Source organism: Virgibacillus pantothenticus (assembly GCF_018075365.1).
GTDB classification, from domain to species: Bacteria; Bacillota; Bacilli; order Bacillales; family Amphibacillaceae; genus Virgibacillus; species Virgibacillus pantothenticus.
Genome location: NZ_CP073011.1, coordinates 2,391,232 through 2,406,349 on the forward strand (window position 1 = coordinate 2,391,232; position 15,118 = coordinate 2,406,349).

Genomic DNA, 15,118 nt, shown 5'->3' on the forward strand with positions numbered 1-15,118 from the left:
TTATAATCGCCTCTTTCATCTTAACTCTTCTTTCAGTTCTAAAGCTCGCTGATAGATTTCGCCTCCAGGCAAACCGTCTTTCTCCATCTCGTTAACCCAAGCGTCAAAAATAGGATCCAAAGCTTCTTTCCATTCGGCTAAATTATTCCCCATCACTTCGTACACTTGGGCACCATTATCTTCTGCTAGCTTTCTCCCTTTTTTGCCATCTTCATCAAAAACACTGCCACTTTTTATTGCAGTTTCTATACCAGTCGCTTGTTGAACGATTGTTTTTTCTGATTCGGACAATCGCTCATACTTATCTTGATTCATAACGGCAAAAAAAGGAGTTGTAGAAAAGTTTCCAATCGTAATATAGTTTGCTACTTCATATAGGTTGTAATTGTACAACGCTTCTAAAGGAATCATCGCTCCATCAATGACGCCACGTTCCATAGATTCATATACATCTCCCATCGGCATAGATACCGGAACAGCTCCTAGCACTTCTAAAATATCATTTGCTAATGGAGAAGGAGAGCGAATTCGTAATCCCTTCACGTCCTCCGGTGATTTAATCGGCTCCGCTTTCGTTACTAGCTGTGCTGGATCGGCTGTAAATAAAAATAAAGGGATCGTGTCATTATGTTCATTTTGAATACTTGGAAACTCATCATACAAATGCTCCATGATTTCAGATCCATGCGCTGCTGATTCTGCAAAAAAAGGCAATTCCAATATCGATACTAGTGGAAACCTTCCGGGTGAATAACCGTGAACACTTAAAGCGATATCAACTTCTCCTGTAACAGCCATATCATATTGTGAACCTGCATCTCCTAATGCATTGGCAGGATACAAATCATATGAAATAGCACCATTAGACTTTTCTTTCATTTCATTACCAATAGCTTGAAAAACATCTGTTTGTATCGGATGACTTCCTGGTAAAAAGTGCGAAATTATCAAATGGTGCTCAGAGCTAGTGGAAGCAATCCCTTCTGAACACGCAACCAGAATAAATAATACTACGATTCCTATCAACATCCTTATTTTACGAAACATCATTTCACCTCCATACAAAAAACAAAACACGATAGCGCTTACAATGATACACATGCAATGTAAAGCTGTTTCTCTTTTATTACGTTTGCACCCATAGTCACGAATAATAATGCATTTTTATATTCGAGCAGTAGCGAACACTCTCATGTTCGGTTACGGCGTGTGCACCACGTTGTTTCTATCAGATCTCTCAACGTAAGCGCACATTCTTCCTCTCCATATCTCAACACCATTTACTCTGTATACCCTTTGGCAGTATGGACTTTGATTTGTTCGGCAATCTCATCCAAGTATAACCTAGCCTTCTATTGAAGTTCATGTTCCTAAAGGCGGAGATTTGCCGCCAATTTCCTTCAGATTCCGGGGTCGCCCTAGACACACTTGTCTTTAGCTAATCGTTACTACTGCCTTCACGATTCGGGACTTTAACCCTATAAAACGTGCACATGCCTGGCATACCAAAAATTAATTATATATATGAAATCATATATAATTAAGGATATAGCATTTGTTTACTTATTAAATATCCCCTTACATGTTGATAGTAATGGTCTATTCAACCACTATTTTAAGACGCTTCCAATCAATATATAAGGGGAAGGGAGTAAAAGATTTTATACTTTGTTATTCTGTAAAAAAGCTTCTCCATAAACATGCTGCTGACTTAAAAATGAATCTTTCGTATTTAACTTATGGTTTCTCGCCGCCTTCTCGATTGTTTCAAATTCCTTATTTTGACTTAATAAATGGATTAACTGCTTATGTTCTTCAATCGAAGCTATTGCTCGTTTTGGATGGAATGCTGAACCTGCTCTGCGAATGGAATCTAGTTTTCTCCATAATCTATGAATTTCTTCAACCAAATAGGTATTGTTACAAAATAGATAAATTAAATTATGAAAATCACGATTTAATTGTCCAAACGCTTGAAAATCAAACGCTTCTATTGCCTCCTTCATTTGTTGATTTTTCATGGTTAACTCCGCTATCTTTCCCTCTGGAATACCATGTTGGCTGCTTAATGCTGTTGCATATCCTTCCATAACAGCTAGAACGGAGAGCGTATCTACATATTCGTGTTTATCAATCGGCGTCACTACTGGGCCAATATTGTTTTGGTAATCAATGAGCCCTTCCGCTTCTAATTGCCGAACCGCCTCCCGAATCGGAATGGCGCTTGTAGATAGTTCTTTCACTAATTGGTTAATCACGATGCGTTGTCCCGGTGCATAGTGTCCTTCAATAATCCGCGACTTCATATAATCATATGCTTTTTGTTTTTTAGTAATCGGTTTATTTTCCATAGTGGATATATCATATACTAGATGATATATGATGTCAAAAAGGTGGATATTATGCCATAACTTCGATTATTTTACCCCCGCTTTAAATCTACTTTGGATAGCGTTGATGAATATTGTTTAATTTATACGTTGGGAAAGTAAATTCATACAATTCCAGCGAGATAGCTAGGTACCGTGCTTTGAAAACGGAGGTTAAATGGTCTGTCATTGCCGTAAATAAGTCATCGCAAAGCCGTTTTTTTTCAGTCTCCGTTCGTCCTTTTCCTAGTTTTAAAGTTGCATGGATAAAGGCATCATCCTCGGTACCATCAGCAATAAGATAATCTTCTAATGCGATTGCTCTGGAGCGAAGACCCCCTATTGGAATAATGTCATGATGTGATAATAACGCCTGATTGGCGATTTTTAACAAATTCGCGATATCTATTTCTTTCCGAATATTTGTTGTATACTCGATAATCAAATGTGGCATTGCATTATCTCCTTTACTAGTTCAACTGTTTTGCAACACTTCTTCACCAACTACCGTATTTACCAAGCGACCGACCCCTTCAATTTCAGTTACGACTTCATCTCCGACAACTGTATCGACTGATCCTTTTGGCGTTCCTGTTAAGATGATATCCCCTGGATATAATGTCATAAAACTACTTAAGTACTCGATTAATTGCGGTATACTTAAAAGCATATCTGCAGTTGTACCATCCTGTGTTTTCTTTCCATTAATGTAAGTTCGCAGCGTTAAATTCATCGGGTCATGTACATCTTCCTTATCGACAAGCCACGGACCTATAGGTGTGCAACCATCGCGATTCTTCACACGCAGGTTTGGGCGGTAGTAATTTTCTAAATAATCTCGAATGGCATAATCATTCGCTACCGTATAGCCTCTTACATAATCATAAGCTTCTGCTTGTTGAATATGCTTTCCTTGCTTGCCAAGCACCACCGCTAATTCACATTCATAATGCATAAATGTCACGTCATTTGGGCGAACCGTCTTTCCTTTGTGACCAATTAACGTATTCGGACCTTTAAAAAAGACAAGCGGCTCCTCTTGAACTGCTGAAAATGATAGTTCCTTTGCATGATCCGCATAGTTTAACCCTAACGCAAAAATGGTATTCGGTTGTACAGGTGGTAACCAGACTACTTCATCTTCTGTCACTAATCTACCATCAAGCAGTTGAACACCATCACCATTGACAGTTGCCTCTTGAATAAGCCCATCGTATGCTACACGTGCATGCTTCATAATCTCCCTCCTACACTTGCTTTCTCTGTGGCAATGGTATTTTCAAGTACTCCTATCTGATCTATTTCAATATGGATGTGATCTTTCGCTTTTACTCGTGGCGGGTTCTCTGGAACACCGACTAATAATACATCTCCCTTTGCAAGCGTCATAAACTCCGTTATGTCAGCAAGTAATTTTTCTACGGAACGAATAAGCTGATTGGTATTACTTTTTTGTCTCAGCTCTCCATTAACTAGCACGCGAATTTCTAATTCATTTGGATTATGAACAGCAGTTTTTGACATGATCCATGGACCAACAGGACAAAAACCATCGCGCGCTTTTTCTTTCACTGGAGGACGATAAACACTGTCGTGAGGGATGCTGACATCATTGACAATCGTATATCCTTCCACAAAGTCTAAGGCATGAAATTCGTCGATTTTGCTAGCCGTTTTTCCAATTACAACTCCTAAAGCAGCCCCCATATCCAATTCCTGCTCTTCTTCTGGAATTGGGATTAGGGATCCAGCAGCAATAAGCGTATTCTGCGGTTTTATATACAGAACAGGAGCTTGTGGTGGTGCTTGATATGGTTCCTGGTACATTGCCTCTTTTAATTGGGTATAGGCGTTGCGATAATTTAATAGTGTACCGTATATAGTTCCGGTTATAGGAATATCGAATGACAATTCTTTATTTCTGTATGAGTTACCGTCTATCCATACTTCCTGTTCATTCAAATTCACTTTGCCTTCCTGTATGGGTTGTATTCCTGATAATTTCATATATACCGTCTGCAACATTTTCACCATCCTCATTTATTGTGCATGATTTTAAAAATGAATTTAAGCAATACCCAGATGAATTCGTTCATTTGAATATTGCTATAAAATGTATATTGAAAAGCAAAGCTCACGTATGCTGTAATAACTTCCCGTAATCAACTAAAGTTTGATGAATTTCTTTTTGCAATGCCTCATTAGGAACATCCATTGGCAAGCGTAGTACAGGTTCAATTTTCCCCATCATCCCAAGTGCCGCCTTCACTGGAGCTGGGTTCGTATCTTTAAACAATACGTCATTTAATGTCATTAATTCAAAATGTAGGTCCTGCGCACGCTTAATATCTCCTTCTGCCCATGCATTATGCATCTCAGCTACCTTCTTCGGCTCGACATTAGATGTAGCACTAATGGAACCTGCGCCACCAATAGCAAGCATCGGATAACAAAGCAGTTCAATACCTGAAAATAACAAAAAATCTCTTCCGCAATGAAGTAATACACGATTCACATGTTCAAAGTCTTTATTCGATTCTTTTACACCAATTATGTTCGGACAATCTTCTCTTAGTCTTGCTAATGTTTCCACTTCCATATTTACAGCTGTCCGTCCAGGTATATTATAGACAATAATAGGTATATCGACCGTATCAGCTATTGTCTTAAAATGCTTATATAAAGCCTGTTGGTTTGGTTTATTATAGTATGGAACAATTACCATTGCTGCATCTGCACCAATTTCCCGGGCTTTCTTCGTTAAATACATCGTTTCGTCATGATTGGTAGAACCCGTTCCTGGAGCAAATGGAACTCTGCCGTTGATTGCCTGTTTAGCATTTTCCATGACATAGACACGTTCTTCTAGCGTAAGCGAGCTTGGTTCTCCCGAGGTGCCTGTAACGGAAATAGCGTGTGTTCCATTGTCCAGCTGGTATTCGATTAATTCTACTTGTTTCTCGTAATCTATTTCATAGTTCGCTTTAAACGGAGTAATTAACGGGGTGACAGATCCTCGTAAGCGTTGTTTTATCTCTTCATATTTTTTAACCAAGTGAACCATCCTTTCTAAAAGTTAGTGCTTCAAAATACGGATGAAGCAAAATGGTAACAAACTGTTTGAGCATGGACGAATGAGGTCCAATAATATGCCCTTTTATTTCCTTCTCTGTACATCTGCGATACGTTACATTACAAATTGCGGCTTACTTTTCTTCAGTTTTGGTTCCTGTAACGGCAATTTTTGTCCTGTCAGTATATCTAGAACTTCAGAAGCCTCGTCAAACCAGCAGTCAGGTGCTTGATGACCCCAAAACGTTTGCCTCATCGGGTCATCTAAATCCCATTTAATTGGCTTAAAGTCGGGATCACTCGTTAGGTAATCCCCATTGTATAATTCAATCCGATGACCATCTGGATCTCTGACATATAAGAAAAATGCATTCGAAAGCCCATGCCGACCGGGTCCTCTTTCAATATTAGCGCTATATCCTGCGGCTGCTAGCACATCACAACCATCAATGAGACTCATTGGATCTTTCAGCCAAAAACCAATATGATGTAAACGTGGTCCTAAACCATTCATAAACGCCACATCATGGACAGAAGGCTTACGATGAAGCCAAGCAGCCCAAATCTTTTCTTGTTCTCCTTCCGTATACTCAGAACACGCAAAACCTAGCTTCTGTACGTAATAATAATAAGCTGATTCGACGTCACGTACCATGCAATTAAAATGATCAATTCGTTGAACTTTGGCTCCCTTATGCAAGTCATAACGCTGCAATAATCGCTCTACAGACTCCATTTCTGCATAAAATTCCAGAGGTATACCAGTAACATCCTGAACACGAAGCGCCCGACCTATGGCGTGCTGCTCCCCTTTTGGCAGCCACTTTACTTGTCTTCCTTGGCTGTGAAATAGCTTTTCTAGTTCTTCCAAATCATTTTCACAGGTCACTTTATAACTAATTGCTTCCACAGCTGGTTCTGTCGTCTGTTTTAGCCATAAGCTATGATGGTTATGTTCTTCCAAACCGCGAAAAAATATATTTTCGCTATCCGCTTCTGTTACCACAAATCCCAATGCCTCATAAAACGGACGTGACTTCTCTAAATTGGTAACATGCAGGACAGCACGCCCCGCACGTATAATATTAAAATCCATCCCAGTGCCCCCTTCTATTTGCCAAACTGCGGTATGTGATGGTCCTTTAATGCTACATGAACAATCTGTGTTTCTGTATAAAAATCAAACGCATAGTGCCCGCCTTCACGTCCTATTCCACTATGCTTAGAACCTCCGAATGGCGTGCGCAAATCTCTTACATTTTGAGCGTTAAGCCATAACATCCCCGAATTAATTGCTTGAGCGACTCGATGACCGCGCTGGATGTCTTTTGTCCACACATACCCTGCCAGCCCGTAGCGGACATCATTGGCCAGTTCAATCACTTCTGCTTCATCAGTAAAGGTCATTGCTGCTATAACCGGTCCAAAAATTTCTTCCTGCACCACACGCATATCATTTCTTGCATGAAGTAACAGCGTCGGCGGAATGTAATTACCTTTACTATCAGGCACATTCCCACTAATTACTTCACACCCTTCTTCTTCCGCAATTTTTAAATAATGTTTCACATTTTCATAATGTTGTTGATGAATTAACGGTCCTACTTGTGTACTTACATCTAATGGGTCCCCGACCGTTATATTAGCAATACGCTGTTTTAATCGTTTAATAAACGTTGAGGCAATACTCTCATGCACGTACAAGCGGGAATTAGCCGTACAACGCTCACCATTAAATGAGAAAATTCCCCATGTGCAAGCGTCTAACGCCCTTTCTACATCCGCATCTTCAAACACGATAATCGGTGACTTTCCCCCAAGCTCCATGGAAAAACGTTTTAATTGATCCGCTCCATTTTTCATAATTTCGGAGCCTGTCGTCGTTTCACCTGTAAATGAAATTAACGGTACATCTGGATGGGCGACAAGCGCTGCACCAGCTGTTTCTCCATAACCATGGACAATATTAAATACTCCATTCGGCAGTCCTACCTTGTCAATAATCTCTGCTAACCGATGCGCTGTAAGCGGAGACCATTCTGCTGGTTTTAGCACAACCGTATTTCCAGTAGCAAGCGCTGGGGCAAGCTTCCACGTTTCCAGCATAAATGGTGCATTCCACGGGGTAATTAAACCAGCCACCCCTACAGGCTTATGAATTGTGTAGTTTAAAAATTCATCATCTACCTGATACGCTTCTCCTACCATTCGTGTCGCAACCATCTCCGCGTAAAAGCGAAAATTATAGGCTGCTCTGCTCACCATTTTCTTTGTTTGACTTATCGGAAGCCCAGTATCAAAAGATTCCAGTGGCGCGATTTCGTCAATATGCTCATCGATGACATCGGCAATTTTGTAAATATAGGCTAATCGCTCCCTTACTTTAAGTTTTCCCCACTCGCCATGAAAGGCTTTTTTTGCAGCCTTTACAGCCTTATCAATATCTGCTCTTTCTCCCGCAGCAACTACATTGATTGTTTCGTTAGTAAAGGGACTAATATTTTCAAACACGTCCTGAGAATCTGCATCGACAAACTTTCCATCAATATAATGTTGAACAGCCTTTACTGCTTGTTTCATTTCCTCGTGCTGTTCCGCAATTTGATTTGCCATTACTCCTCCGCTCCTTTGTTAAAAATTAGTACATTGTATATAAAATAATATATGATTTGTGAGGCGGTTTCATTTACACATATTCTGCTGGCTCATACTTTCCATACTGCCCTTTATAAAACGTTAGCGGATTTCCATTATTGGAATGAATGGCTTCTACCTTCCCAATAAAAAGTGTATGGTCGCCTACTTCAAATGCTCGGTCCACTTCACATACAACCGAAACGAGTGCATCTTGAATGATGGGAACACCTTTGAGTATATCGAATGGGACCTCCTCGTATTTTTTCGCTTGATTTGCAAAATGCATGGAAATATCCTGTTGCGTATCCGCTAGAACATTTACCGCAAATTTTTCGGATTGGTAGATTTTTGTTAACATATTCGCTCGATTGTCTATAGATACCGTAATTAATTTTGGCTCTAAGGAAACAGACATAAATGCGTTTGCTGTCATACCATGCGTTTCTTCTTCCACTTTAGTTGTAATCACTGTCACCCCCGTAGCAAAACAACTCATTGCATTTCGGAAAGCTCTACTATCCATATGGATTAACCTCCTGTCAGTTCATAATAACTCCTTCATTTGAATAGCACCTAAATCTGTAATTTATTCATGTTTTGGCTGTTTAAAAACTCTCTAACTCGAGCTTTATACGTTTCTTTATCATATTTATCAAAGTAAGCCATCCCCATTTTAATTGGATCGCCAAAGAAATAATATTCATAATGTGTCTGCCTGCTTCCAAATGCACTCATTGTTAAATCCCATGCTAAGCGGAAAATTTGCACTCGCTCATATCCTTCCACATTTTTCCCTTGCATGGCACGGTGAAGAATCGGACCAATCTCCTCATGTGCAAAATCTGCCTCGGTTGGTATCCCCATCATCCCAGAAGCGCCAAGAATACGAATGATCTCTGCCATCCGCGGATACACACGCGGGAACCAATTTCTGGCAGCATCAAGCGCTGCAAAATCCGGTGTCATCATGCCCCACTTATCAAGCTTTGCATTGTTCTCTGCACGGAATAAATGAGATTTCATTGTTTCTAGCGTGAGCATAATTTCCGTGCCTTTATCTTTCACGTGCTGAAAGCCATCAATGCCGATAGAATCCATTAGAGTCAATACAACCCCAAGCAAAAATTCTGTTTTGGCAATATTTTTTGCAACTACTTGATGTGTCATATGAACAACAGCATTCGTTTCACCAAAAGCTCGATTACAAATCGATGAATTCTCCAATACAAAAATACGGTCCCATGGAACAAGTACATGATCAAAAGCTACGATCGTATCTCCTTCTTCAAATTGATGACTTAACGGATGGTCATATGGGTTATCTCTATATACAAAAGATTCGCGGCTTAAATATTTTAACCCTGGTGTATTATTTGGTAGGGCAAATGCTAAGGAGTAAGGGTCATCCAACTCTCCTGACTTTTTAACAGTCGATGGAAACACTAAAATTTCATCTGTAATAGCACCCTGAGTCGCCAACAACCGAACCCCATCGACAATAACCCCATCATCATTCTTTTCCACTACATGTAACGCGACGTTAGCATCTTTTTGTTCCGCTTGTATCTTTGCCCGATTTACCTGTGGGTGGATCAATGTATGCGTTAAGCTAATATCATTTTCTCTGGAAAATGCTGCATAGTTCTTAGCATTTTCAGCAAACATAGGGTCACCCTCGGCGTAGAATTCGCTTGCCTGACCCATCGCCATCACATCAGCATTCAAATAATCGGGCGACCTTCCCATTAATCCTTTTGTAAAACTTTGCCATTCCATGATAGCTTCTCTGCGCTCAACTAATTCGTCAACAGTTGTTGGCACCATAAATGTTTTGCTTACTTTATCGCCTGTAGTTGGTGATGTATACAACATTTTGTCGGGTTTTTCATATTGAAGGTCATACAGTTTTGCCATGGATTGAACCACATTTTTAAATACTGGATGTTCTGTCACATCTTCGACTCGTTCTCCATGAATATACACATTATTATTTGCTTGTTTTAACCGTTGAATATATTGCTGTCCTGTTTTCGCTGGCATAGTTTCCCTCCTTGCATATTTAAAAAGCGTTTTCATAAAATGCGTGCTGTATTCAGGCAATTTTCTGAATAATACCTTTAGTTAGAACAATATCATAATTTTTGCTATATTCATAATATCTATTTTATTAACAAACTATATAAAAATGATATACTTTTTGACAACGGCAACTAATATATATAAAATCATATATAATTATCCAGTGTTGCATAGTACACATATTTCTTTTGGTTTTAAATTGCGCCATCAGTTTATTATTGAACCACCATCCAGTTACTCACGCTTTTCCCTCACTTCTACTAATTGTGAACATGGAACCAGGGATATTTTTCTTACATACGTCACTAAATGGTGGAACATAGGCTAGAATCTTCTGGTCCCTTGAAAAACAGCTTCCGTTGAGATTACATACTTTTTAGAATTTAATGTGTACAAAAGGGGGGGAACAATTGGATTTAAGACAGTTACGGTATTTTCAAACTATTGCAAGAGAAGGGCAAATTACTCGTGCTGCAAAAAAACTGCATATGGCTCAACCACCGTTAAGCCAAAGTCTTAAAGCATTAGAAACAGAGTTGGGTGTAAGATTGATGGAGCGTAATGGGAGAAAAATGGAGTTAACGGATGCAGGTGTCATTTTATATCAAAAAATAAATCACTTATTTGATTATATGGAAGAAACGATGACGGAAGTAAAAGACATTGGCGGCGGGATAAAAGGGACTCTTTCCATCGGCTGTGTAAAAACATGCTTTCCACAAATACCCAAAAAGCTCAAGTACTATCATAATAAATATCCACACATTCAATTTCAGCTAAGAGAAGGAGATTCTTATTTACTTGCAGAACAATTACTCCAACGAACTATTGACGTTGCGGTTATTCGCTTACCAATTGAGATGAGTACCTTTGCTTCCCTCTCCCTTCCAACAGAAAACTATGTAGCAGTAATTCCGGAAAATTGGTCGACTGTTTCAGAAACCATCACGATGGAAAAGTTAAGTGAATTGCCGTTACTCTTGCTACATCGTATTAGCGGGCGAGGGCAATATGAATTAATCGTGGAACAATTTGAAAAACGCAATCTTTATCCAAACATTGTTTGTGAATGCCCTGATGTAGACATGATATTACAGTTGGTTAGCGAAGAAATGGGAGCTTCCATCATTCCAGAATCCACACTTCAAGGTCACCATTTGCACGGATTAAAACCATTGACCATTAAAGACCACACTTTCACTTCTCACTCGGCAATTATTTGGCTCAAGGGCCGTTATCTGCCAAAAAGTGCTAGACAATTTATTGAGTTGTTTGCAACAGAAAAATGATCAAGTGAGTCTTCCATCAGTCGAAGTTTTTTGTCCATCTAAACTGATTTGAAACTGAGCAAAAGTAAAAATCCTAAATTCCCTGGAAAAAGAAAAACACCACCTCTGCGTGTCACGCCTCCTGTGATTGGCATCGTACAGATCTAACAAATGGGGAATTTATTTACCGTTATTTCTTTGGATTTCCTTGTCTCGTTGCGACTCTTGATGGAAAAGTTGCAAACCTCGTGCATCCGGGATAAATTTAACCGACATAGTTTCATACTATCTATTACTGTCCGTTAATTTTCCCGGAAGCCTTAACATCATAGCAAATACCAACACGGAAAAAATTAAACAAATAATGGCAACTAGATGCAAATTTTCATAACCTACCTGTTGGTTAAACATGATTCCTAATAAACTGGAAGATAAGATGGCGCCCATATACCTGCTCGTTTGAAATAAACCCGAAGCTTGTCCTGTATCCTCTGGTCTTATATTTTCATATAATGCCGTCTGCATGGAAATATTGTTAAATCCGTTACTAGCACCTAAAACGCTCATTATTACAAGTAACCAGCCTAACGAAGAAGTTTCATGGTACGTTAATAATAATCCTGTACCGATTACTAGCAAGCCTATCCCTACCACTGCTGGTAATTTCGACCCTAATTTATCGATCATACGCCCTGCCAATGGTGCAATAATTACGCCAAAACCGGCAAGTGCTAGCATAATAATCCCTGTCTGTGTTTCGCTATAAGTAAGGGCCTGTTGAAGAAAGATTGGGAAACCGAAAAAATAACAATAATAAATGAGATTAATACTCATAAATTGCCCATAAACCATGGTTACCTTCGTATTCTTCTTTAAACTGGTCACATCCATAAATGGTGCTCGATGCTGCGCTTCAAATTTATAAAAAATTCCCGAAGTTATCAGGAAGGCAAAGAGTGCCCACCAGCGAATATTTCCCTCCTCAAACGAAAGCAAAAACAGAATTAGGCTCGTTATGGACGCAATGAATAAACCAATTCCAATAAGATCTATCTGCTTTAAAGCAAGATTTTCTTTCGTATCCGGTAAAATAAATATAGCTAAAAGAAACGACATCAGAATAAATGGAAAGTTAATGAAAAAAATGGCTTGCCAATCCCATAAATCAATGAAGAAACCTCCAATGGATGGACCAAAGGCTGCCGATGTGGATGCGAATATAGACAAAATTGCAAGTGCCCGTCCTTGTCCTTCTGTTATATATGTCCGAATCATGCTCATACCGCTAGGAAATAAAGTGGAACTGCCAATGGCCTGCAATGCTCGACAAGCTAACAAAAAAAGAAAATTTGGAGAAAAAGGTGCTAGCAATGAAGCCAATGCTACAAGCATTAATCCGGTCATAAATAACCGTTTTGGACCAAACATATCACTTAGTTTTCCCATCACTGGCTGACCTGCTGCACTTGCTAAATAAAAAATAGAGATCAGCCATGAAGCATGTACAAATGATAACGCAAAATCCTCCTGAAGGCGTGTAACTGCAACCGCGATCATGGATGAGTTTAGCGGGTTCAATAGTGTCCCTAATCCAATTGTAATAATAAACAACCATCGTTTCTTTTTTAATTCCGCCATGTAAATCACCAATCAATCTGTATTTACAGTATAAATAGAAATAACCTTTTCAAGCATCAGCTTGTTCCATTACTTCGTGCAAACGTTTATTAGAAAATTGTATCGTATTGTTGATGGAAAAGAAAACGTTATGCCGTGGTTTTTTTAAATCCCCACCGCACATGTCGCACGTCTTCTCCCCATTCTGGATGCTTATTCGAAAGCTTGCAGTTGTTTTTGTAAATCATGTAAAGACAGTTCCAATTGTTCCATCATAACTTCCATGCCTTGCTTTAAAGGCAGTTCTTCAGGTAGAAAAATTGGTTCTCCAAAAATGATTCGCGGTTTTACTCGTTTAAAAAGGTCTTTCAAGTTATTTGGACCTTGATAAGCAACTGGTACGATGGGAACTTTAGCATATCCCGCCATTGTAACTGCACCCCTTTTTAGGGGGACTTCCTCACTTGTTCTTGTGCCGCTAGGAAATACGCCAACAACTTTCCCTGCCTTCAATAGCTTCCTTGGTATTTTTATCGCACTTGGTCCAGGATTTTTTCTATCCACAGGAAACGCATGCAACTGTTCCATAAACCACTTTAAAAACCGCGACTGAAACAGCTCTTTTTTAGCCATATAATGGATTTTAACAGGTAACATACTAACTCCGAGCCACAGGATATCTACCCAACCTGTATGTGTACAGGCAAGTACAAAACCACCCGGTACATTCGTATTTTCTTTTTGATACACCTTTATTCTTCCAAACATGCTGAGAATTATTTTTAAAGCATTGGCACAAAAATAGTACATGTATCTAATCTCCTTCTATGTTGCATTTATATGACTTCATTTTAACATATAGTTTTAGTATCTGGTACTAATTTTGGATTATTTTCTCCTTAGATAAACAAATCGGCATTTAGGTACTATTATCTACTGATTAGACTTGTTGCAGTACAAGATTATCCAGCTCCCTAATGTGGGAGTCTCACAGCAATTTATATGCGGGATAAAGAAGAAAATCTGTAGATGCGGCTATTTGGGGTACGTTTTTGAACAAAGCCAAATTTGCATGCGCATTAATCAATAAGTTATTCAGCCAGACAATCCATTTATAATTGCGGCTTTTGCTATATAGTATTTTCTTAAGTCCCAGCCACGTTTTTCACTAAACAGAACACACATTTTGGTGTACAATGAATAAAGAATTAAAGGTCTGCTTGCTCTACATTTTCCAAGCATTATTTTTCTTCTTACTTAGGAGAAGCATATCGTAGGGCGCATTTCTAAAGCCACCTAGTTTGCTGGGCTCATGAGCCGGACGTGGCTATTCGGTTATTTCGTTATCCATAAGCACATCATTTTATAGTTTCTTATACTTTATTAAAAAAACGCTCTAGCAATCCTAGAAAGGAGGATTTCTTAACATGAACGGTACAACGCATGCAGCAATTGGTACGGTGACCGGCTTTATTATCGCAAACAACTTACAAAGTCCTCCTGCAGAAACAGCTTTACTCGTTAGCCTAGGAACGATTTCAGCGTTAATACCAGATCTTGATATTGATGGAAAATTACGCGGTAAAATTACTTTATCGCATAAACTATTTCGGACGATTGCTCAAGTCATCGGGCTTTTGCTTATCATCTATAGTTTTTATGAAGGAGAAGGGATGAAACAATGGATAGGAGCTGGCAGTGGATTTGCGTTGCTCTCTATATCCATTCGCCTTAAACAAAAGCATATGCTCACCATCACAGGCGTAGGTGTCATCATTGGCGGATTAGCATTAGAGGAACAATGGCTGCTGTTATTAGGGATTTATATTATTATGGCTTCACTTGTAGCTCATAGAAGTTATACACATTCGATTTTAGGTGTTATATTTTTTGGATTTATTGCTTTTTATTTACATCAGTCGCTGCGGGTGGAGGGGGTGTATTATACATGCCTGATTGGATATATTACCCATTTAGTTGCAGATAGTAAGATTTTACCATTTAATAAACGTGGTGTTAAATTATTTTTACCGTTTTGGAATAAAGAATTTTAAAGTTTTTCAGTGTGTATCAACA

At 39.1% G+C, this 15,118-nt stretch carries 14 protein-coding genes; 2 read left to right on the forward strand and 12 right to left on the reverse strand.

The genetic code is table 11. The annotated features are described in order from the left end of the window. Nucleotides 1-15: 15 nt before the first annotated feature. From KBP50_RS11240 to hpaB, 10 genes are all read right to left on the reverse strand, one after another. Entirely contained in the window at nucleotides 16-1,047 is a 1,032-nt protein-coding gene (locus tag KBP50_RS11240; RefSeq protein WP_232231240.1) for a TRAP transporter substrate-binding protein, read from the reverse strand. Between the two features lie 614 nt (nucleotides 1,048-1,661). Further along, nucleotides 1,662-2,351: a GntR family transcriptional regulator gene (locus KBP50_RS11245; protein WP_050352475.1), complete on the reverse strand. Its 690-nt coding sequence runs from the start codon at nucleotides 2,349-2,351 to the stop codon at nucleotides 1,662-1,664. Nucleotides 2,352-2,439: 88 nt separating this feature from the next. Next, nucleotides 2,440-2,823 (reverse strand): 5-carboxymethyl-2-hydroxymuconate Delta-isomerase, encoded by a 384-nt coding sequence (locus KBP50_RS11250; RefSeq protein ID WP_050352474.1) that lies wholly within the window; start codon nucleotides 2,821-2,823, stop codon nucleotides 2,440-2,442. A gap of 21 nt (nucleotides 2,824-2,844) precedes the next feature. Beyond that, on the reverse strand, nucleotides 2,845-3,606 hold the full coding sequence (locus tag KBP50_RS11255) for a fumarylacetoacetate hydrolase family protein (protein WP_050352473.1): 762 nt from the start codon (nucleotides 3,604-3,606) through the stop codon (nucleotides 2,845-2,847). Further along, a complete protein-coding gene (locus tag KBP50_RS11260; RefSeq protein WP_236691426.1) occupies nucleotides 3,603-4,376 on the reverse strand; it encodes a fumarylacetoacetate hydrolase family protein in 774 nt (257 codons plus the stop codon). Before KBP50_RS11260 ends, KBP50_RS11255 begins: the two co-directional genes overlap by 4 nt. A gap of 127 nt (nucleotides 4,377-4,503) precedes the next feature. Continuing rightward, nucleotides 4,504-5,424 (reverse strand): 2,4-dihydroxyhept-2-ene-1,7-dioic acid aldolase, encoded by a 921-nt coding sequence (gene hpaI, locus KBP50_RS11265; protein ID WP_232231239.1) that lies wholly within the window; start codon nucleotides 5,422-5,424, stop codon nucleotides 4,504-4,506. A gap of 132 nt (nucleotides 5,425-5,556) precedes the next feature. Then, a complete protein-coding gene (gene hpaD, locus KBP50_RS11270; RefSeq protein WP_050352470.1) occupies nucleotides 5,557-6,537 on the reverse strand; it encodes a 3,4-dihydroxyphenylacetate 2,3-dioxygenase in 981 nt (326 codons plus the stop codon). A gap of 14 nt (nucleotides 6,538-6,551) precedes the next feature. Next, nucleotides 6,552-8,021 carry a 5-carboxymethyl-2-hydroxymuconate semialdehyde dehydrogenase gene (gene hpaE / locus KBP50_RS11275; RefSeq protein ID WP_050353516.1) on the reverse strand — a complete coding sequence of 490 codons (1,470 nt, stop codon included), beginning with the start codon at nucleotides 8,019-8,021 and terminating at the stop codon, nucleotides 6,552-6,554. A gap of 106 nt (nucleotides 8,022-8,127) precedes the next feature. Beyond that, the gene (locus KBP50_RS11280) at nucleotides 8,128-8,601 is read right to left on the reverse strand and encodes a flavin reductase family protein (RefSeq protein ID WP_050352469.1); all 474 of its coding nucleotides are present in this window, start codon (nucleotides 8,599-8,601) and stop codon (nucleotides 8,128-8,130) included. 50 nt (nucleotides 8,602-8,651) lie between these two features. Beyond that, nucleotides 8,652-10,118, reverse strand: coding sequence for a 4-hydroxyphenylacetate 3-monooxygenase, oxygenase component (gene hpaB, locus KBP50_RS11285; protein ID WP_050352468.1), 1,467 nt, complete (start codon nucleotides 10,116-10,118; stop codon nucleotides 8,652-8,654). A 449-nt stretch (nucleotides 10,119-10,567) separates the two neighbouring features. Here hpaB and KBP50_RS11290 point away from each other — a divergent pair, with 449 nt between their 5' ends. Next, nucleotides 10,568-11,446, forward strand: a complete 879-nt coding sequence (locus KBP50_RS11290; protein WP_050352467.1) for a LysR family transcriptional regulator — start codon at nucleotides 10,568-10,570, stop codon at nucleotides 11,444-11,446. 264 nt (nucleotides 11,447-11,710) lie between these two features. Here KBP50_RS11290 and KBP50_RS11295 read toward each other — a convergent pair whose 3' ends face one another. Together KBP50_RS11295 and KBP50_RS11300 are read right to left on the reverse strand one after the other, a co-directional pair. Beyond that, nucleotides 11,711-13,063 carry an MFS transporter gene (locus tag KBP50_RS11295; protein ID WP_050352466.1) on the reverse strand — a complete coding sequence of 451 codons (1,353 nt, stop codon included), beginning with the start codon at nucleotides 13,061-13,063 and terminating at the stop codon, nucleotides 11,711-11,713. Between the two features lie 192 nt (nucleotides 13,064-13,255). Next, nucleotides 13,256-13,852 carry a lysophospholipid acyltransferase family protein gene (locus KBP50_RS11300; protein WP_050352465.1) on the reverse strand — a complete coding sequence of 199 codons (597 nt, stop codon included), beginning with the start codon at nucleotides 13,850-13,852 and terminating at the stop codon, nucleotides 13,256-13,258. A gap of 617 nt (nucleotides 13,853-14,469) precedes the next feature. Here KBP50_RS11300 and KBP50_RS11305 point away from each other — a divergent pair. Then, nucleotides 14,470-15,096, forward strand: coding sequence for a metal-dependent hydrolase (locus tag KBP50_RS11305; protein WP_050352464.1), 627 nt, complete (start codon nucleotides 14,470-14,472; stop codon nucleotides 15,094-15,096). Nucleotides 15,097-15,118: the final 22 nt, after the last annotated feature.